Source organism: Halopseudomonas sp. SMJS2, assembly GCF_029866945.1.
Taxonomy (GTDB): Bacteria; Pseudomonadota; Gammaproteobacteria; order Pseudomonadales; family Pseudomonadaceae; genus Halopseudomonas; species Halopseudomonas bauzanensis.
Window position 1 is genome coordinate 1 of sequence record NZ_CP123445.1, and the last position, 19,811, is coordinate 19,811.

14 protein-coding genes and 1 pseudogene are annotated in these 19,811 nt (G+C 60.1%); 6 read left to right on the forward strand and 9 right to left on the reverse strand.

Annotated elements, in window-relative coordinates; translation table 11 throughout:
• The 4 genes and pseudogenes from dnaA to gyrB all read left to right on the forward strand — a co-directional run bounded on the left by dnaA (position 1) and on the right by gyrB (position 6,171).
• Positions 1-1,485, forward strand: coding sequence for a chromosomal replication initiator protein DnaA (gene dnaA, locus QAO71_RS00005; RefSeq protein WP_036991599.1), 1,485 nt, complete (start codon positions 1-3; stop codon positions 1,483-1,485).
• A gap of 49 nt (positions 1,486-1,534) precedes the next feature.
• On the forward strand, positions 1,535-2,638 hold the full coding sequence (gene dnaN / locus QAO71_RS00010; RefSeq protein ID WP_036991598.1) for a DNA polymerase III subunit beta: 1,104 nt from the start codon (positions 1,535-1,537) through the stop codon (positions 2,636-2,638).
• Positions 2,639-2,643: 5 nt separating this feature from the next.
• Positions 2,644-3,737, forward strand: a pseudogene (gene recF / locus QAO71_RS00015) (DNA replication/repair protein RecF).
• Between the two features lie 19 nt (positions 3,738-3,756).
• A complete protein-coding gene (gyrB, locus tag QAO71_RS00020) occupies positions 3,757-6,171 on the forward strand; it encodes a DNA topoisomerase (ATP-hydrolyzing) subunit B (RefSeq protein WP_280164956.1) in 2,415 nt (804 codons plus the stop codon).
• 202 nt (positions 6,172-6,373) lie between these two features.
• On the opposite strand, the gene QAO71_RS00025 is transcribed toward gyrB, so the two are convergent.
• The 9 genes from QAO71_RS00025 to urtA all read right to left on the reverse strand — a co-directional run bounded on the left by QAO71_RS00025 (position 6,374) and on the right by urtA (position 15,091).
• Positions 6,374-6,742: an FmdB family zinc ribbon protein gene (locus QAO71_RS00025; protein WP_280164957.1), complete on the reverse strand. Its 369-nt coding sequence runs from the start codon at positions 6,740-6,742 to the stop codon at positions 6,374-6,376.
• A 6-nt stretch (positions 6,743-6,748) separates the two neighbouring features.
• Positions 6,749-7,981: a formamidase gene (fmdA, locus tag QAO71_RS00030; protein WP_280164958.1), complete on the reverse strand. Its 1,233-nt coding sequence runs from the start codon at positions 7,979-7,981 to the stop codon at positions 6,749-6,751.
• A gap of 104 nt (positions 7,982-8,085) precedes the next feature.
• Positions 8,086-9,138 (reverse strand): AAA family ATPase, encoded by a 1,053-nt coding sequence (locus QAO71_RS00035; protein WP_280164959.1) that lies wholly within the window; start codon positions 9,136-9,138, stop codon positions 8,086-8,088.
• Between the two features lie 39 nt (positions 9,139-9,177).
• On the reverse strand, positions 9,178-10,224 hold the full coding sequence (locus QAO71_RS00040; protein WP_280164960.1) for an aliphatic amidase: 1,047 nt from the start codon (positions 10,222-10,224) through the stop codon (positions 9,178-9,180).
• 36 nt (positions 10,225-10,260) lie between these two features.
• Positions 10,261-10,950 carry an urea ABC transporter ATP-binding subunit UrtE gene (urtE, locus tag QAO71_RS00045; RefSeq protein ID WP_280164961.1) on the reverse strand — a complete coding sequence of 230 codons (690 nt, stop codon included), beginning with the start codon at positions 10,948-10,950 and terminating at the stop codon, positions 10,261-10,263.
• A 12-nt stretch (positions 10,951-10,962) separates the two neighbouring features.
• On the reverse strand, positions 10,963-11,712 hold the full coding sequence (gene urtD / locus QAO71_RS00050; protein ID WP_280164962.1) for an urea ABC transporter ATP-binding protein UrtD: 750 nt from the start codon (positions 11,710-11,712) through the stop codon (positions 10,963-10,965).
• A complete protein-coding gene (urtC, locus tag QAO71_RS00055) occupies positions 11,709-12,881 on the reverse strand; it encodes an urea ABC transporter permease subunit UrtC (RefSeq protein ID WP_280164963.1) in 1,173 nt (390 codons plus the stop codon). Before urtC ends, urtD begins: the two co-directional genes overlap by 4 nt.
• Positions 12,882-12,893: 12 nt before the next feature.
• Positions 12,894-13,820 carry an urea ABC transporter permease subunit UrtB gene (gene urtB / locus QAO71_RS00060; RefSeq protein WP_280164964.1) on the reverse strand — a complete coding sequence of 309 codons (927 nt, stop codon included), beginning with the start codon at positions 13,818-13,820 and terminating at the stop codon, positions 12,894-12,896.
• 83 nt (positions 13,821-13,903) lie between these two features.
• Positions 13,904-15,091, reverse strand: coding sequence for an urea ABC transporter substrate-binding protein (gene urtA, locus QAO71_RS00065; RefSeq protein WP_280165703.1), 1,188 nt, complete (start codon positions 15,089-15,091; stop codon positions 13,904-13,906).
• Between the two features lie 419 nt (positions 15,092-15,510).
• Here urtA and QAO71_RS00070 point away from each other — a divergent pair, with 419 nt between their 5' ends.
• Both QAO71_RS00070 and QAO71_RS00075 read left to right on the forward strand, forming a co-directional pair.
• On the forward strand, positions 15,511-18,882 hold the full coding sequence (locus tag QAO71_RS00070; protein WP_280164965.1) for an ATP-binding protein: 3,372 nt from the start codon (positions 15,511-15,513) through the stop codon (positions 18,880-18,882).
• On the forward strand, positions 18,869-19,786 hold the full coding sequence (locus QAO71_RS00075) for a response regulator transcription factor (RefSeq protein ID WP_280164966.1): 918 nt from the start codon (positions 18,869-18,871) through the stop codon (positions 19,784-19,786). Before QAO71_RS00070 ends, QAO71_RS00075 begins: the two co-directional genes overlap by 14 nt.
• Positions 19,787-19,811 lie beyond the last annotated feature (25 nt).

Here is a 19,811-nt window from a genome sequence, read left to right on the forward strand (position 1 = left end):
GTGTCTGTTGTACTCTGGCAGCAATGCATTGATTTTTTGCGTGATGAGCTTCCATCCCAGCAGTTCAACACCTGGATTCGTCCCCTTCAGGTAGAAGGGGATCATGGAGAGTTGCGCCTGTATGCGCCCAATCGCTTTGTACTGGATTGGGTCAATGACAAGTATCTGAATCGCATCCAGGAACTGCTGGATGATTTGTCCCAGGGGCAGGCGCCGCTGGTTTCGCTGTTGATTGGCAGCCGCCGTAGTAGCGCGGCGAGTGCGGCGGCGCCCCAGGCACCCGTTGCCCCGGCGGCTATCACGGCAACGCCCGTCGCCGAACCGCCACCGCCGCCAGCGACGCCCCGGGCGCAAGCGACTACCCAGGGCTTTCAACCCGAGCCTGGCCCCTATGACAAGCGCAGCGAAGAAGACCCGCGGCCGCCGCAACGGGCCGACCAGCCGAATAATGCGGTGGTCAAGCACACCAGCTATCTGAACCGCAGTTTCACCTTCGAGAACTTCGTCGAAGGTAAATCCAACCAACTGGCCCGGGCGGCTGCCTGGCAGGTGGCGGACAACCCGCGCCATGGTTACAACCCGCTGTTCCTTTATGGTGGTGTGGGTCTGGGCAAGACGCACCTGATGCATGCCGTTGGCAATCATCTGTTGAAAAAGAATCCTGCGGCGAAGATTGTCTATCTGCATTCCGAGCGTTTTGTCGCCGACATGGTCAAGGCGCTGCAGATGAACGCGATCAATGACTTCAAGCGGTATTACCGTTCGGTCGATGCGCTATTGATTGACGATATTCAGTTCTTCGCCAAGAAGGAGCGCTCCCAGGAAGAATTCTTCCATACTTTCAATGCCTTACTTGAGGGTAACCAGCAAGTTATCCTGACCAGTGATCGCTATCCGAAAGAAATCGACGGTCTGGAAGAGCGCCTGAAATCCCGCTTTGGCTGGGGCCTGACCGTCGCCGTGGAGCCGCCGGAACTGGAAACACGGGTGGCCATTCTGATGAAGAAGGCCGAGCAGTCGCGTATTGACCTGCCCCATGATGCCGCGTTCTTCATTGCCCAGCGCATTCGTTCCAACGTTCGCGAGCTGGAAGGCGCCCTCAAGCGAGTGATCGCCAGCGCGCATTTCATGGGTCGGGATATCACCATCGAGCTGATCCGCGAATCGCTCAAGGACTTGCTCGCGCTGCAGGACAAGCTGGTCAGTATCGATAATATCCAGCGTACCGTCGCTGAGTACTACAAGATCAAGGTGGCAGACATCCTGTCCAAGCGCCGTTCGCGCTCGGTCGCCCGGCCCCGCCAGGTCGCCATGGCACTGTCCAAGGAGCTGACCAACCACAGCTTGCCGGAGATCGGCGATGCCTTTGGCGGACGGGATCACACAACTGTGCTGCACGCCACAAGAAAGATCGCGGAATTACGTGAAATTGATGCGGATATCCGCGAAGATTACAAAAACCTGCTACGGACGCTGACCACCTGAGCGTATGTACCAGGCAAACAGCCAACCTGCACGAGGTCGAAGGAAGACAATGCAATTTACCATCCAGCGCGAAGCCCTGTTGAAACCACTGCAACTGGTGGCTGGTGTCGTCGAACGTCGGCAGACATTGCCAGTGCTGTCCAACGTTCTAGTGGTCGTTGATGGGAATACACTGTCGCTGACCGGCACCGATCTTGAAGTCGAGCTGATCGGCCGAATCCCCCTGGAAGAACAGGCCGAGCCCGGCGAGATTACCGTACCTGCGCGCAAGCTGATGGATATCTGCAAATCCCTGCCAGACGATTCGACGATCAATTTTCGTGTTGAAGAAGGCAAGGCTATTCTCAAGGCTGGGCGTAGTCGCTTCACCTTGACCACCCTGCCCGCTGCGGATTTCCCGAACGTGGAAGACGGCGAGAGCGCGATGAATTTCGCGGTCAGCCAGAACAAGCTGCGTCGCCTGATCGAGCGCACCGGTTTCGCGATGGCCCAGCAGGATGTTCGTTATTACCTCAACGGCATGCTGCTGGAAATCAACGCTGGCCAGCTGCGCGCAGTTGCCACCGACGGGCACCGCATGGCGATGTGTACTGTCGATGCCAATATCGACTATCAGGAAAAATACCAGCTGATCGTGCCGCGCAAAGGGATTCTCGAACTTGCCCGCCTGCTGGGTGAAGCGGATGATCTGATCAATATCACGCTCGGTACCCATCATATCCGCGCGACCACTGGCGACTTCACCTTCACTTCCAAGCTGGTCGATGGCAAATTTCCTGATTACGAACGGGTATTGCCGCGTGGCGGTGACAAGGTGGTGCTAGCTGATCGGCAATCCCTGCGTAATGCCTTCAGCCGCACGGCCATTCTGTCCAACGAGAAGTACCGCGGCATTCGACTGATGCTCAGCGATGCAATGCTCAAGATCCAGGCTAACAACCCGGAGCAGGAAGAGGCTGAGGAAGATACTGTAGTTGATTATTCCGGCGCGCCGCTGGAGATCGGATTCAACGTCAGCTACCTGCTCGATGTAATGAACGTGCTGAGCAATGAGCAGATCAAGATGACGTTGTCTGATGCCAACAGCAGTGCCCTGGTTCAGGAGTCCGAATCGGACGACAGCCTCTACGTCGTCATGCCCATGCGTCTCTGAGCTGCATGCCGCTCAAGCGACTCACCGTCACCGCGGTGCGCAATCTGCACCCGGTGACGCTTCACCCTTCCCCCCGCATCAACATCGTTTCCGGCGCCAACGGTAGTGGCAAGACCAGCCTATTGGAAGCCATCCATATTCTTGGCCTGGCGCGCTCCTTTCGAAGCACCCGCTTGCAGCCCGTGATTCAGCATGGTCAGGATGCCTGCACCGTTTTTGCCGAGCTCGTCCTGAGCAATGGCCTGGCTTGTTCCATAGGCATCACCCGGGGCAAACAGGCCGACTACCAGATACGCATTGACGGGCAGACGGTGCGTAGCACGGCGCAACTGGCCGAAACGCTACCATTACAGCTGATCAATCCCGACAGTTTCCGCTTGCTTGAAGGCGCGCCGAAACAACGTCGTCAGTATCTGGATTGGGGAGTGTTCCACGTGGAACATCAGTTCCTCGCAGTATGGCAGCGTTTGCAAAAAAGTCTGAAACAGCGTAATAGCCTGCTGCGACGTGGTAGAATACAACGTTCGATGCTGGTCCCCTGGGAAACGGAGTTGGTTTCTGCCGGGGAGCGGATAGACGAGTTCAGACGATCCTACTTGCTGCGGTTGAAGCCGGTGTTTGAGGAAATCCTGGCTCGGTTGCTGCCGCTCGATGATCTGACCCTTAGCTACTACCGCGGTTGGGATAAGGAGCGGGCCTTGGCTCAAGTGCTCGACGACCAGTTCGAACGCGATAGTCAGCTGGGATATACCCAGTCGGGCCCCAGCGAGCGGATTTACGGCTACGCGTAAAAGGTATGAACGCGGTGGATATTTTATCGCGTGGGCAGCAGAAGTTGGTTGTTTGTGCGTTGAAAATCGCACAAGGCTATCTTTTACGCGAGTTGGGAGCATCCCAGGAATCAGTATTTCTAGTGGATGACCTGCCGTCCGAATTGGACGAACGACATCGCCGGGCGCTCTGCAGCCTGCTGGAAGACCTGCAGTGTCAGGTCTTTATTAGTTGTGTTGATGACCAGCAAATGCAGGATTGTTGGAAAAACGATACACCATTGTCGATGTTCCACGTGGAACATGGACGCATTGTGCAGACTGAATAATGTCTGGGAGTGATTATAAATGACCGAAGAAAGAGCTTACGATTCATCAAGTATCAAGGTGCTCAAAGGCCTTGATGCGGTGCGTAAACGCCCCGGCATGTATATCGGTGACACGGACGACGGAACCGGTCTGCATCACATGGTGTTCGAGGTGGTGGACAACTCCATTGACGAGGCGCTGGCCGGCCACTGTTCGGATATCACCATCACCATCCATACCGATGAATCCATTACCGTCCAGGATGATGGCCGGGGTATCCCGGTTGATATCCACGAAGAAGGCGTATCGGCTGCCGAGGTCATCATGACCGTACTGCATGCCGGCGGTAAATTCGATGACAACAGCTACAAGGTATCCGGCGGCCTGCACGGCGTAGGGGTTTCCGTGGTCAACGCGCTCTCTGAAGAGCTGATCATGACCATTCGCCGGTCGGGTAAGGTATGGGAGCAAACTTACCGTCACGGCGTCCCTCAGGCCCCTCTGGAGGCCATAGGCGACACTGAGGGCAGCGGCACCCAGATTCACTTCAAACCCTCGGCGGAAACCTTCACCAGCATCAGCTTCAGCTGGGACATTCTGGCCAAGCGTCTGCGGGAACTGTCCTTCCTCAACTCGGGTGTGGGTATCCACCTGATTGACGAGCGTACCGGCAAGCGCGAGCTGTTCCGCTATGAAGGCGGTCTGCGCGCGTTCGTTGAATATCTCAACGTCAATAAATCCACCATCAACTCGGTATTCCACTTCAACATCCAGCGCGACGACGGTATCGGTGTGGAAGTGGCGATGCAGTGGAACGACAGTTTCAACGAAAGTCTGCTGTGCTTCACCAACAATATTCCCCAGCGCGATGGTGGTACTCACCTGGCGGGTTTCCGCAGCGCCTTGACCCGCTCGCTGAACAGCTACATCGAGCAGGAAGGCCTCCTGAAGAAGCTGAAGGTCAGCACCTCCGGCGATGATGCCCGTGAAGGCCTCACCGCCATCATTTCGGTGAAAGTGCCAGATCCCAAGTTCTCTTCCCAGACCAAGGACAAACTGGTTTCCTCCGAGGTGAAAACCGCGGTTGAACAGGAAATGAACAAGTTCTTCAGTGACTATCTGCTGGAAAAGCCCAACGAAGCCAAGTCCGTGGTTGGCAAGATGATTGATGCCGCCCGGGCCCGCGAAGCTGCGCGCAAGGCGCGGGAAATGACCCGCCGCAAGGGTGCGCTGGATATCGCCGGGTTGCCCGGCAAACTGGCCGACTGCCAGGAAAAGGATCCCGCGCTATCCGAACTCTATATTGTGGAAGGAGACTCCGCGGGCGGTTCTGCGAAGCAGGGCCGTAACCGCAAGACGCAGGCAATCCTGCCGCTCAAGGGCAAGATCCTCAACGTGGAGAAGGCCCGCTTCGATCGCATGCTGTCATCCCAGGAAGTCGGCACACTGATCACCGCACTGGGCTGCGGTATTGGCCGTGACGAGTTCAATATCGAGAAGCTGCGTTACCACAACATCATCATCATGACCGATGCCGATGTTGACGGCGCGCACATCCGCACTCTGCTGCTGACCTTCTTCTTCCGTCAGATGCCCGAGCTGATCGAGAAAGGCTACATCTACATCGCCCAGCCGCCGCTGTACAAGATCAAGAAAGGTAAGCAGGAACAGTACCTCAAGGATGATGAGGCGCTGGAGGATTATCTGACCCAGTCGGCACTTGAGGATTCCTACCTGTACGTTAACGAGCACGCCCCGGGCATTACCGGCGAAGGTCTCGAGCGTCTGGTCAATGAATACCGTGGTGTAATGAAAACCCTCAATCGCCTGGGCCGTCTCTATCCCCAGGTATTGATGGAACAGCTGATCTATGTGCCGCGCCTGACGAAAGAAAATCTGGCAGACAAGGCGTTCATGGATAACTGGTTGATTTCATTTGAAAAATTGGTAAAAGAAGAAGAGAGCTCCGGACAGGAATACCGGGTCAGCTTGCGCGAGGATAAGGAACGTCAGCTCTGGTTGCCCGAGGTTGAAAGTATCAGCCACGGCCATACCAGTTATGTGACCTTCAACCGCGATCTGTTTGCCAGTAACGACTACGGTGCCATCGCGGATCTGGGCGAGAAGCTGCAGAGCCTGCTGGAAGACGGCGCCTATATTCAGCGTGGTGAGAAGAAGAAGCCGATCCGCTACTTCAAGGAAGCCATCGAATGGATGATGAACGAAACCGCTCGCCGTCACACCATTCAGCGCTATAAGGGACTGGGCGAAATGAACGCTGACCAGCTGTGGGAAACCACTATGGATCCGGACAACCGGCGCATGTTGCAGGTCACCATCGACGATGCTATCGCCGCGGACCAGATCTTCAACACCCTGATGGGTGACCATGTGGAGCCACGCCGCGAGTTTATCGAGCGCAACGCATTGGCGGTATCCAACCTGGATGTGTGATTCCTGTAGGTGGTCAAGGTTATTGGCCATCTTGCGCAAAATTGATGGCTCACACAAAGTTAAGCGGTCGGTCAAGGTTAAATGACCAATCCATGCACCAACAGAAAGGCCCGATAGATCTTCTATCGGGCCTTTCTGTTGGTGCATGGCCATTCTGTCGCGGAAACGGTGTACGTTCGCGGAGTAGAATTGGGACAAGTGCTCAATGACTGATCATCCACGGCCTAGCGGAAGGAAACATCTTCTCCCCATTGGCCGTCCAGAACAGCTTGGACTTACCCATTTTCTGATGAGCGCATCCACAACCCTTGCCATGCCTGTACTCGTGCCGTGCCTGTTCTTCGGCGCGGTACTCGGGTGTGGACAGGATCGGGCTGTGCATGGCCTTTTCGTTTCTGTCCCGGGCCTTGCGTTCGCTGTCGTCGACCTTGAACAGGTGGGTTGGGAGCATGATCACCTTGGCTGACATCACGCCGCACTGCGGGCAGGGCTGCGGTTTGTCGAATTCGTCCATGGTCGCCAAGGCATGGAACAGGCCGTGGTCCTGGCATTTGTAGTCGTACAGGGGCATGTGCGGTTACTCCTTGTCCTTCGACAGCGGTACGTCCATTCCTCCGGTGACCTTCTTCTCGGGTCCGTTGGCGTTGGGGTTGATGTCGAAGTCGAAGATACCGGTGGGCAGCCACAGGGTGGCGCAGGCGTTGGGCACGTCGACCACGCCGCTGATATGTCCCTCCACCGGCGCGCAGCCGAGCAGGGCGTAGCCCTGGGCCGGGGTGTAGCCGAACTTGGTCAGGTATTCGATGGCGTTGAGGCAGGCCTGGCGGTAGGCGATGTGTACGTCCAGGTAGTGCTGCTTGCCTTGCTCGTCGACCGAGATACCTTCGAAGATCACGTAGTCGTCGTAACGCGGTTTGATCGGACTGGGTTTGAAGATCGGGTTCTTGACGCCGTACTTGGCCATGCCGTCCTTGATCAGGTTGACCCGCAGGTGAATCCAGCCGGCCATTTCGATGGCGCCGCAGAAGGTGATTTCACCGTCGCCCTGGCTGAAGTGCAGGTCGCCGACGGACAAGCCGCCGCCCTTGACGTACACCGGGAAATAGACCTTGGAGCCGCGTGACAGGTCCTTGATGTCGCAGTTGCCTCCATGCTCGCGTGGTGGCACGGTACGGGCGCCTTCGGCAGCGGCCTTGGCTTTTTCTTCGCCGGTCAGGCGACCCATGTGCGCGGTGTCGGCGTAGGGCAGGTTGGCCAGGCCGGGTACACGTTCGGGATCGGTTTCAAACAGTTCCTTTTCCCGTTTGTTCCATTCTTCGAGCATTTCCCTGGAAGGCAGGCAGCCGATCAGACCGGGGTGGATCAGGCCGGGGAACTCGACATTCGGGACATGGCGGGATTTGGTGAACATGCCGTTGAAGTCCCAGATGGATTTTTGCGCATCCGGGAAATGTTCGGTCAGGAAGCCGCCGCCATTGGTCTTGGCGAAGAAGCCGTTGAAGCCCCACTGGCTTTCGGCGAAGGCGCCGATGTCGAGGATGTCCACTTCCAGCAGGTCACCCGGTTCGCAGCCTTCGACACCGATCGGGCCGGAGAGAAAATGCACCTGGGTCAGGTCGACGTCGCGCACGTCATCGGCGCTGTCGTTGTTGGCGATCTGGCCGCCGGTCCAGTCATAGCATTCGAGGATGAAATCATCGCCGGGCTTGACGGTGGCCACCAGCGGGATGTCCGGGTGCCAGCGGTTGTGAACCATGTCGTTTTCGTAGGGGGGCTTGCTCAGGTCGATCTTGATAATGGTGTCAGCCATTGTCACAACTCCTCGGGACAGATGGGTTCAGGGTTGAAAGCACGTTGTCACTATCGGGCAAGGGCAGGGTGGCGGCCATTCGTGAAATGACACCCCCACCTACGTCATTTGACGTAGGTATCGTCGAGCGCCTGGACCTGGATGCCGTCGGCCACCTGCTCGGCGCTGAAGCGTCGAGCCTCGGGTTCGCTCAGCAGGGCGCAGGCGAGGGCGGGGGCCAGTTCGTGGCGTACCCGGCGCGCCAGGTCGCGGGCGCCGAAACGCGGGTCGTACTCGCGGCACAGCCAGCGGCGGGCTTCGGCCGTAACGTCGAGGCTGGCCTGGTGTTGCTCCAGACGCCGATGCAGTTTCATCAGTTCCAGGTCCAGCAGCACATCAGCCCGATCCGCCGGCAGTCGCTGGTAATGCAGGATATGGTCGATGCGATTGATGAATTCCGGGTCGAAACGCTGGTGCAGGGCCTGTTCCAGTATCTGCTGTTCGCGGCCGCTATGGGGTTGCAACAGGCGCCGCCAGCCGTGACGGAAACGCCCGTGGTAGCGGTCCAGCTCGGCGGCACCGAGGTTGCTGGTGAGGAAGATCAGGCTGTTGCGAAAGTCGATCTGGCGGTTGCCCGCCGGCAGGGTCAGCAGGCCGGCGTCCAGCACGTTGAGCAGGCTGCGGACGACCTCCGGGCTAGCCTTTTCCAGTTCGTCGAACAGCACGATGCCGGGCTTGCTGTAGCTGCCACGGATCTTGTCGGCATCGAACAGGGTGTGGCCTTCCTTGCTGCCAACATAGCCCGGCGGCGCACCGGTCAGGGCTGAGGCGTAGTGTTCCTGGCTGAGGGTGTTCATGTCGATCCGGCACAGGGCATCGGTGCTGCTGTGGATGGCCTCGGCCAGCGCCCTGACGGTTTCGGTCTTGCCGGTGCCGGTAGGACCCATCAGCAGGCAGACGCCAAGCGGGCGCTGCGGCGGGCAGATGTCGGCGCGCACTACCCGCAGCAGGCCGCCAAGGGCGGCGAGGGCGTCATCCTGGCCGATGATGCGCCCGGCCAGCCGCTGCATGATCTGATCGGGGTCGAACAGGAAGCGGGTCTGGCGCAGGCCGGTTTTTGATGGGCGCTGGGCCAGCAGTTCATGGTTGGCGGCGATGCGTTCATTGGCGAAGGGCATGGCATGTCCTGGTCTGTGGTAGCGATCCATGCCGGCGGCTCAGCCGCCGGCGGCCTTCTCCTTGCCTTCCACCGGCAACTCGCCGACCGGACACTCGGCCACGCCCACGGTTCTGCGGGTGATGGCTTCGACCTGCTCGCGGGCTTTTTCGGCATCCATCACCCAGGTGCGGTAGAAGTCGAACGGGCAGTCGGCCACGCCCCTGTCGCCGTCACCGGAGTTGTACATGCCGGTGTAGCCGCGGTGCAGCAGCTTGAACAGGTGGTTCTGCGACTGGTCGTTGGCGCGCGCGTCGCGGATCTGCGAGATCGACAGCTGGGCGTACTGGATGCCCATGTCCTCTTCGCCGCACTCGCCCAGGGTACGGCCATCGAAGCCGATGATCGCCGAGTGGCCGAAGTAGGAGTAGACCCCGTCGAAGCCGCTGGCGTTGGCCACCGCCACATAGCAGTTGTTGGCCCAGGCCATACTCTTGGCCATCATCACCTGCTGGTCCTTGGCCGGGTACATGTAGCCCTGGCAGCGGACGATCAGCTCGGCGCCCTTCATCGCGCAGTCGCGCCAGATTTCCGGGTAGTTGCCGTCGTCGCAGATGATCAGGCTGATCTTCATGCCCTTGGGTCCTTCGGTGACGTAAGTGGTGTCGCCGGGATACCATCCCTCGATCGGGCACCAGGGGATGCACTTGCGGTATTTCTGGACGATTTCGCCTTCGTTGTTGATCAGCACCAGGGTGTTGTAGGGCGCCTTGTGCGGGTGTTCCTCGTGGCGTTCACCGGTCAGCGAGAACACGCCCCAGGTGTTGGCGTCGCGGCACGCCTGGGCGAATATCGCGGTTTCGTCGCCTGGGATGCTGGCGGCGGTGGCCATCATTTCGTCGTTGTCGTACATGATGCCCATGGTGCTGTATTCCGGAAACACCACCAGATCCATGCCCGGCAGACCAAGCTTCATGCCGCGGACCATGTCGGCGATGCGGTGCGCATTTTCCAGTACTTGCTCGCGGGTATGCAGGCGCGGCATTTTGTAATTGACGACGGCAACACCGACGGTATCGTTACTGCTTGAAATATCACCATGACGCATGGCGTTCTCCTTTCGTTGGGTTGTCTTGGGGGCGGTCTACACGGCCAGGTAAGATGCGACCTTGGCCTCGTCGACCGTGGCGCGCAGCTCTTCGTGAACGATCTCGCCCTTCTCGATCACCAGAATGCGGTCAGCGATGTCGAGGGCGAACTTGAGCACCTGCTCGGAAACGATGATCGACAGGCCGCGCTGGTCGCGGATCATCTTCAGGGTGCGAGCCATGTCGCTGATGATTGATGGCTGAATACCCTCGGTCGGCTCATCGAGCAGCAGCAGCTTGGGATCGCTGGCCAATGCCCTGGCAATGGCCAACTGCTGTTGTTGCCCGCCGGACAGGTTGCCGCCGCGCCGAGAGCGCATCTCCAGCAGTACCGGGAACAGGTCGTAGAGGTCGCTCGGCACACTGTGCCGGCCGGTCACGGTGAGGCCGGTCTCGATGTTTTCCCTGACGGTCATGGTCGAGAAGATCATCCGCCCCTGGGGCACGAAGCCGAATCCGGCCTTGACCCGCTCGTGGCTCTTGAGCCCGCTGACTTCCTTGCCGTCCAGGTTCACGCTGCCGGCCTGGCTGGGGATCACCCCCATCAGCGATTTCATCAGCGTGGTCTTGCCCATGCCGTTACGGCCCATGATGGCGACGATTTCGTTCCTGCCGACACTGAAATTCATCTTGCGCAGGATTTCGCTCTGCCCATAGGCCACTGAATAGTCGGATACATTCAACATATGCTGCCCCTCTCAATGTCCCAGGTAGACTTCGATGACCCTGGGGTCGGCCTTGACCTTCTCCGGCGAACCCTCGGCGAGGATCTTGCCCTGATGTAGTACGGTGACCTTGTCGGCGATCTCCGCGACGAACTGCATGTCATGCTCGATCACGATCATGGTGTGCTCCCTGGCGATTTCCCTGAGCAGGATGGCTGTCTGCTGGCGTTCGGTGACCGACATGCCGGCCACCGGTTCGTCGAGCATCAACAGGTCCGGTTTCTGGATCAGCAGCATGCCGATTTCCAGCCACTGCTTCTGGCCGTGGCTGAGCAGGTCCGCCTGGGTATTCAGATGTTCGGAGAGGAAGATGCGCCCGGCGACTTCCTCGATTCGTGCGATCACCTCGGCGTCGCGCTTGAAGGCCAGGCTGCCGAAAACGCTGCGTCCGCTGGGGTAGGAAATTTCCAGGTTCTCGAACACAGTCAAGTCGGTATAAATCGAGGGGTTCTGGAACTTACGCCCGACCCCGGCCTTGACGATCTGGTGCTCCTTGAGCCGGGACAGCTCGCGGTTGCGGAAGCGGATCGAGCCGTCGGTGGCTTTGGTGCGTCCGCAGATCAGGTCGAGTACCGTGGTCTTGCCGGCGCCGTTGGGGCCGATGATCACGCGAATCTCGTTCTGGTCAACATAGAAACTCAGGTCGTTGACCGCCTTGAAGCCATCGAAGGACACGGTCAGTCCTTCCACGGCGAGGATGAAGTCGGTATTGGATCCGCTCATGGGGTGGCTCCCTGGCTGCTGGGTTCGAGGGACGACTGAACAGGCTGTGCCTGGTGCGACGGGGTTTGCTTGCCAAAGATCCGGTCCAGCAGCCGATCAATGTGCGGCCCGACGTAAGTGGCGTACAGGCCGGCGATGCCGTTGGGCAGGCCGAGTACCACGCCGATGAAGATCAGGCCCATGGCGAATAGCCAGAGCTCGGGGAAGTTCTCGCCGAACACGGTCTTTGCCACACTGACCAGCAGCACCCCATAGACCGCGCCGATGATCGACAGCCGGCCACCGACAGCGCAGAAGATGACCATTTCGATCGACGGCACCACACCGACGAAGCTCGGTGACATGAAGCCTTCCTGCAAGGTGAACATGGCCCCGCCGATACCGGCGAAGGCGGCGCCGATGCAGAACACGAAGATCTTGAAGTTGGCGATGTCGTAGCCGGAAAACCGCACCCTGTCCTCTTGCCCGCGCATGGCCACCAGGATTCGCCCGGTCTTGCTGCGACGAATGTACTGGGCAATAAGCAGGCAGGCGAACAGCAGCGCTACGCAGACGAAGTACAGCACGTAGCTGGCTGAATCGGTATGGATGTTCCAGCCCTTGAGGGTACGCAGATCGGTGATGCCGTTGACTCCACCGGTCAGGCCCTGCTGGCCGATGATGAGGATGGTCAGGATGGCGGCGATCGACTGGGTGATGATGGCGAAGTACACCCCGCCGACCCGGCGCTTGAACATCGCCGTGCCGATCAGATAGGCCACTATGGTGGGTACCACCACAACGGCGAGGAGGGTGAAGGCAAGGCTGTTGAAGGGCTCCCAGAACCACGGCAGCTCGGTGATGCGGTTCCAGTCCATGAAGTCGGGAATGCCTGGTGTGGTCTGGATGCTGGTGTTCTCAGGGGTCGAGGCCTCCAGCTTGAGGTACATGGCCAGGGCGTAGCCGCCCAGACCGTAGAACACCCCTTGGCCGAGACTGAGAATCCCGCCATAGCCCCAGCACAGCACCAGACCGACGGCGACGAAGGCGAAGCTGAGGAACTTGCCGGTCTGGTTCAGACGCATCACATCGAGCGTCAGCGGCAGTATCACTACCAGTAGCAGCGCCAGCACCACGAAGGCAAGCAGATCCTGGCGCGGCATGTAGTCCTTGAATGATGAGAATGGCATGGCGTGTTCCTCCTAGCGCCGTACTTTCAGACTGAACAGACCCTGCGGTCTGAACATCAGGATGATCACCACCACCAGCAGGGTGAGAACCTTGGCCATCGAGCCGCCCATGAAGAACTCGAGGATCGACTGCGACTGCGAGATGCTGAAGGCCGAGGCCACAGTGCCGAGCAGGCTGCCGGCGCCGCCGAATACCACGACGAGGAAGGTATCGACGATATACAGCTGGCCCGAGCTGGGCCCGGTGGAACCGATCATGGTGAAGGCGCTGCCGGCGACCCCGGCGATGCCGCAACCGAGGGCGAAGGTCAGGCGATCGACCCGCGCGGTATTGATGCCGACGGCGCCGGCCATGGGGCGGTTCTGCACCACTGCGCGCACCTGCTTGCCCCAGCGCGAGCGGTACATCAGGGCGGCGACGAAAAGGGTGGTGAGGATCGCCAGGGCCATGACGAACAGGCCGTTGATCGGCACCTCGATCATGTCGGTGAGTTGGTAGGAACCCATTAGCCAGTCGGGTATCACCACGCCGACCTCACGGGCACCGAAGATCGAGCGGTAGGCCTGCTGCATGATCAGGCTCAGGCCCCAGGTGGCCAGCAGGGTGTCCAGCGGGCGGTGATAGAGGAAGCGGATCATGCTCCATTCCACCAGCGCTCCGAGCAGCGCTGCGGCGAAGAAGGCGAAAACAATGGCGAACAGGAAATACGAGCCGAACAGCTGGGGAAAGTGGCTGGCGAACAGATTGGAGGTCATGTAGGTGACATAGGCACCGAGAATCATGAACTCGCCGTGCGCCATATTGATGACCCCCATCTGGCCGAAGATGATGGCCAGGCCCAGGGCCATGAGAACGAATACCGCAAACAGGATCAGACCGGCAAATCCCTGCATGGCAAAGATCGCGGTCAGCTCGGCGGCAGAGAAATCAGAGAACATGGTCCTTCCTCCGGCGAATGAACAGGGATGGCGGCACCGGCGGTGCCAGACCCGCACCCCGAAGGGTGCGGGCCGGGGCGCGGTTACTGGTAACCGGCGGGGAACGGATCGGGCTCCATCAACTCTTCGGTCTCGTGGACAACCTTGAACTGACCATTACGCTGGGCGTGGCCGATGCGGCCCTTGGACCACAGGTGATGGTTCTCGTGGATACGCACGTAGCCTTCAGGCGCGGTGTTCAGCTCGATATCCGGTGAGGCGGCACGCACCTTGTCGACATCGAAGGAACCGGCGGCTTCGACCGCGGCTTTCCACAGCCAGGGCCCGAGGTAGGCAGCCTGGGTCACGTCACCGATAACGGCATCGGCACCCCAGCGCTCCTTGAAGGCCTTGACGAAGGCTTCGTTGTTCTCGTTCGGCAGGCTCTGGAAGTACTTCATCGAGGCATAGGCACCTTCGATGTTCTCGCCACCGATACCGAGGATTTCATCCTCTGTCACCGAGATGGTTAGCAGGGAGAAGTCTTCCTTGGTCATGTCCAGGCCAGCGGCCTTGAGCTGGCGGTAGAAGGCCACGTTGGAGCCACCGACCACCGAGGCGAAGATCACATCCGGCTTGCGCAGGCGGATACGGTTGATCACCGAGTTGAAGCTGGTATGACCGAGCGGAAAGTAATCTTCCCCGACCACCTGGCCATCCAGATGCTGCTCAATGTGGGTACGGGCGATCTTGTTCGAAGTGCGGGGCCAGATGTAGTCCGAACCGATCAGATAGAAGGTCTTGGCGTCCTTTTCTTCGGCTACCCAGTCCAATCCGGCAAGTACCTGCTGGGTCGCTTCCTGGCCGGTGTAGATGACGTTGGGTGATTGCTCCAGGCCCTCATAGAAGGTCGGATAGTAGAGCATGCCGTTGTAGCGCTCGAAGATCGGCAGCACCGCCTTGCGCGAGGCCGAGGTCCAGCAGCCGAACACCGCGGCGACCTTGTCCTGGCGCAACAGTTTGTTGGAACGGTCGGCGAAGGTTGGCCAGTCACTGGCGCCGTCTTCCTGGATGTATTCGATCTTGCGTCCCAGCACACCACCCATGGCGTTGATCTGTTCGATGGCGAGAATTTCCGCCTGTACCGAGCCTTCCTCACTGATTGCCATGGTGCCGGTGATCGAGTGCAGGATGCCGACCTTCACGGTGTCGTCGGTAACCGCCAGGCCCGTGGTATTGACCTCGGCGGTGGCGGGTGCCGCAGCCTGTAGGGTCATTGGCATGCTCGCCATCAGCACCGCGGCGGCGATCGCCGTAACAGTGGTGGAGAGAAACTTGCGGCGTGTCTGCTTGAACGGCCTGGAGTCATTGGAGTGATCCATAGATGCTTCCTCGTTATCGGTTGATCCTTCTGAATTACTGTCACCGGAGGCAGAGCCGGAGACAGCCACAGCGCCCACGTCTCGCATTCTGCGCAGCCGTCTCCAGGCTGCCCATTCGACAAATACCCCAGCTGCCTACGTCATTTGACGCATGGCGGATATCAGCAAACAGGGCTAGGAGAGCGCACTGGCATATATCTGGCATAGGTTTGGCAGGAGCCCTGGATTCCGGCCGAGGGCGGATTCCAGGGCTTGTCCAGATCGAGAGTGCACCATGAAGGTGCAGGCCAGTACGCCAGTGTCACCCGATCTGGCAGGAGGGGAGCAGCATGACCGCCAGACAACACATCTTCCGGGTGCGGCGCAGTTACAATCAGTGGGTGGCCAACGAGACGCTGGAGGATTACGCCCTGCGCTTTACCGCCAAAAGTGCCCGCCGCTGGTCGGGAGCGAGGGTGGCGGGTACCGCCCTGGGGGCGATTTCGTTCCTCGCGCTGGAGGCCATCGGCGGCGCCATTACCCTGCACTATGGTTTCAACAATGCGGTAGCGGCGATCCTGGCGGTGTGTACGGTGATCTTTCTCACCGCCATCCCGATCAGCTACTACGCCGCCCGCTACGGTGTTGACAGCGATCTGCTGACCCGCGGCGCCGGCTTCGGCTATATCGGCTCGACCATCACCTCGCTGATCTACGCCAGTTTCACCTTCATCTTCTTTGCCCTGGAAGCGGTGATCATGGCCATGGCCCTGGAACTGCTGTTCGGCATGCCGCTGGCGCTCGGCTATATTCTCTGCGCCGTGGTGATCATTCCGCTGGTTACCCACGGCATCACCCTGATCAGCCGCTTCCAGCTATGGACCCAGCCGTTCTGGCTGGTGCTGCAACTGCTGCCGTTCGTGTTCATCATCTACCTGAACGTCAGCACGGTGGAGGACTGGACCAGCTTTGCCGGCACCGAGCCCGGCAGTGGGCCGGACAACGGCGTCAACCTGCTGATGTTCGGCGCGGCGGCGGCGGTGATGTTCGCGCTGGTGGCGCAGATCGGCGAACAGGTCGATTTTCTGCGTTTCGTTCCCGAACCCAAGGCAGGCCAGCGTCTGCGCTGGTGGGCGGCGGTAATGGCGGGCGGCCCCGGCTGGGTACTGATTGGTGTGTTCAAGCTGCTGGCCGGCTCTTTCCTCGCGGTATTGGCGCTCAATCATGCCATCCCCCTGGAGGAGGCCGCCGACCCCACGCGCATGTACATGGTCGCCTTCGGCTACCTGACCAGCTCACCCCAGGTGGCGCTGGCCCTGGCCGGCATCTTCGTCATCATCTGCCAGGTCAAGATCAACGTCACCAATGCCTATGCCGGCTCGATTGCCTGGTCCAACTTCTTCTCGCGGCTGACCCACAGCCATCCCGGCCGGGTGGTGTGGCTGGTATTCAACGTCAGCATCGCCCTGCTGGTGATGGAGCTGGGCATCTATCGGGCGCTGGAGGAAACCCTCGGCTATTACGGAATCATCGCCACCGCCTGGGCCGGGGCGCTGGTGGCTGACCTGGTGATCAACAAGCCGCTGGGGTTGTCGCCGCCGCATATCGAATTCAGGCGCGCGCATCTGCACGATATCAACCCGGTCGGCGTGGGCTCCATGCTGCTGGCCACCCTGATCGGCATGCTCTGCTTTACCGGAGCCTTCGGCGAGTTGCCGCACGCACTGGCGCACTTCATCGCGCTGGGCACCGCGCTGCTGACCGCGCCGCTGATCGCCTGGCTGACCAGGGGCCGCTACTATCTGGCGCGCGAGGTGGTCCGCATCCAACCGGAAAGCGACGGCCGGCTGGCCTGCTGCATCTGCGAGAACCGCTTCGAGACCGAAGACATTACCCATTGCCCGGCCTATGGCGGGCATATCTGCTCGCTGTGCTGCTCGCTGGATGTGCGCTGCGGCGATTACTGCAAGCCGGGCGCCGACTATGCCACCCAATTGCGCCGTCTGTTGCGCCTGCTGCTGCCGGAGCGACTGATGCCACGGGTCGGCTCGCGGGTCGGGCACTTTCTCGGGTTGTTGTTGATGATCAACGGCCTGACCGCTCTGATGCTGTCACTGGTCTATTACCAGACGCCCTTTATCGATGCCGACACCCAGGCTCAGGCGCTGCTGGGCACCACTCTGTGGAAAGTGTTCTTCATCCTGCTGATCATCACCGGGGTGATCAGCTGGCTGTTCGTGCTGGCCCATGAAAGCCGGCGGGTGGCGCAGGAGGAATCGAACCGGCAGAACCGTCTGCTGCTGGAGGAAATCGGCGCGCACAAGGCAACCGACCGTGCCCTGCAGGAGGCCAAGGAGCAGGCCGAAGCGGCCAACCAGGCCAAGAGCCGCTACCTGACCGGTATCAGTCATGAATTGCGCTCGCCGCTCAACGCGGTGCTCGGCTATGCCCAGTTGCTCGAACAGGACCCGCAGATTCCCGAACAGCGTCGGCCGGCGCTGACGGTGATTCGCCGTAGCGGCGAGTATCTGGCCGACCTGATCGAAGGGCTGCTGGACATCTCCAAGATCGAGGCCGGCCGGCTTGAATTGAATCTGAGCGAGGTGCGCATCGACCTGTTGCTTGATCAACTGGTCAATATGTTCCGCCTGCAGGCCGAGGACAAGGGCCTGGCCTTCCACTTCCATTGCCCGGACCGCTTGCCCCGCTGGGTACGAACCGATGAAAAGCGCCTGCGTCAGATCCTCATCAACCTGCTGTCCAATGCCATCAAGTACACCGAGCGTGGCGGGCTCAGCCTGACCGTGGGCTACCGCAGCGGGGTTACCGAGTTCACAGTCAAGGATACCGGCGAAGGCATCCACAGCGAGGATTTCGAACGCATCTTCCAGCCCTTCGAACGGGTGCGCAATCCCGGCTCCACCGCCTTTGGCACCGGTCTGGGGCTGACCATCACCAAGTTGCTGTGCGATATCATGGGAGGCGATATCAGCGTCCAGAGCACGCCGGGGCAAGGCAGCCAATTCAAGATCGCTCTGTTGTTGTCCAGCATCCGCGGCGAAGGCCGCGGTGAGCTGCCCGCCAGCCAGCCGCCACGCGGCTATGCCGGTGAGCCCAGGCGCATCCTGGTGATCGACGACGAGGATTCGCACCGCCAGTTGATGAACAGCCTGCTCACGCCGCTTGGCTTTCAGGTCTCCACCCTGGCCAACCCGCTGCTGGCGCTCGAACTGGTGCACAATCAGTACGTCGACCTGATCCTGCTCGATCTCAACATGCCCGGTATGGATGGCTGGAGTCTGCTGCAGCGGTTGCGAGGGCAGGGTTGCAAGGCGCCAGTCATCATCCTCTCTGCCGATGCCGCCGATGGTGGCCAATTGCAGCATTCAGGATTGCACGATGGCTATTTCATCAAGCCGGTGCCCCTCAACCCGTTGCTGGAACAGATCGGCCAACTGCTCGAATTGCACTGGTATTATGCAAGCGTTCCGCCCCAGCCGGAGCTTATCGCCTCCACCGCAGCGCCGCCGGTCACCCCGCAGCAGTTGCGCGGGCTCGCCGAAATTGGTCACCGCAAGGGTCTGCTTGAGGCGCTGTACCAGTTGCGTGAGCAGGACGTCGCGCATGCCGCCTTCTACAGCGAGTTGATCCGCCTGGCCGACGCCTTCCAGTTCGAAGCCATAGGCCAGCGCCTGCAGGTAAATGACCATGAGTACCCGTAACCCTACCAGCGATACCGTACTGATCGTCGATGACGCGCTCGACAGCATCCGCATGCTCAACGACGTGCTGGAAAATGCAGGCATGACCGTGCTGGTGGCGCTGGAAGGCGCTCAGGCGCTCAATATCAGCCGCAACATCACTCCGGATATCGTGCTGCTCGACGCCCTGATGCCGAACATGGACGGTTTCGAAACCTGCCGCCAGCTCAAGCGCAATCCCGCGCTGGCGGACGTGCCGATTATCTTCATGACCGGGCTGAGTGACACCGAGCATGTGGTCATGGGGCTCAACGCCGGCGGCGTCGACTACGTCACCAAACCGATCAATCCGGACGAGCTGATTGCCCGCATGCAGGTTCATCTGGCCAATGCCCGCATTGTCCAGAGCACCCGCCAGGCGTTGGACCAGACCGGCCAGTACCTGTTTGCAGTGGATCAGGGTGGGCAGATGCTGTGGGCCACGCCGCAGGTGCATCAGCGACTGTCTCAGTCCGGTTATGGCCAGGCTGGGGATCTGGCGGTGCTGGCTGACGAGCTGGGCATCTGGCTGAGCCATCAGCCGCAGCCGGGGCATCATCTGGCGCCGCAACGCGCCGGTGCCGACGGGCCATCGATCAAGTTTCTGGCCCGCGTATCCGCCCAGGAGAACCTGCTGCGTTTGATAGACGACCCGCGCAGTTCGGATGCCAGTGTTCGTCTGCGTGATGCCCTTGGCCTGACCGGCCGCGAAGCGGATGTGATGCTGTGGATCGCCAACGGCAAGACCAACCGCGAGATCGGCCAGATCCTCGACATGAGCCCGCGCACGGTGAACAAGCATCTGGAGCAGGTATTTCGCAAGCTTGGAGTGGAGAACCGCACGGCGGCGGCTGCCGCTGCGATCAGGTGTCTGGCGCGGTTCTGAGCCTGGAGTAGAGCCGCCACTGTCC

Coding starts and splice junctions, on each gene's coding strand:
- urtB (WP_280164964.1), bottom strand. CDS start 13,820: ATGTTCTCTGATTTCTCTGCCGCCGAGCTGACCGCGATCTTTGCCATG.
- dnaN (WP_036991598.1), top strand. CDS start 1,535: ATGCAATTTACCATCCAGCGCGAAGCCCTGTTGAAACCACTGCAACTG.
- urtA (WP_280165703.1), bottom strand. CDS start 15,091: ATGGCGAGCATGCCAATGACCCTACAGGCTGCGGCACCCGCCACCGCC.
- gyrB (WP_280164956.1), top strand. CDS start 3,757: ATGACCGAAGAAAGAGCTTACGATTCATCAAGTATCAAGGTGCTCAAA.
- QAO71_RS00040 (WP_280164960.1), bottom strand. CDS start 10,224: ATGCGTCATGGTGATATTTCAAGCAGTAACGATACCGTCGGTGTTGCC.
- QAO71_RS00070 (WP_280164965.1), top strand. CDS start 15,511: ATGACCGCCAGACAACACATCTTCCGGGTGCGGCGCAGTTACAATCAG.
- urtE (WP_280164961.1), bottom strand. CDS start 10,950: ATGTTGAATGTATCCGACTATTCAGTGGCCTATGGGCAGAGCGAAATC.
- urtC (WP_280164963.1), bottom strand. CDS start 12,881: ATGCCATTCTCATCATTCAAGGACTACATGCCGCGCCAGGATCTGCTT.
- fmdA (WP_280164958.1), bottom strand. CDS start 7,981: ATGGCTGACACCATTATCAAGATCGACCTGAGCAAGCCCCCCTACGAA.
- QAO71_RS00035 (WP_280164959.1), bottom strand. CDS start 9,138: ATGCCCTTCGCCAATGAACGCATCGCCGCCAACCATGAACTGCTGGCC.
- urtD (WP_280164962.1), bottom strand. CDS start 11,712: ATGAGCGGATCCAATACCGACTTCATCCTCGCCGTGGAAGGACTGACC.
- QAO71_RS00025 (WP_280164957.1), bottom strand. CDS start 6,742: ATGCCCCTGTACGACTACAAATGCCAGGACCACGGCCTGTTCCATGCC.
- QAO71_RS00075 (WP_280164966.1), top strand. CDS start 18,869: ATGAGTACCCGTAACCCTACCAGCGATACCGTACTGATCGTCGATGAC.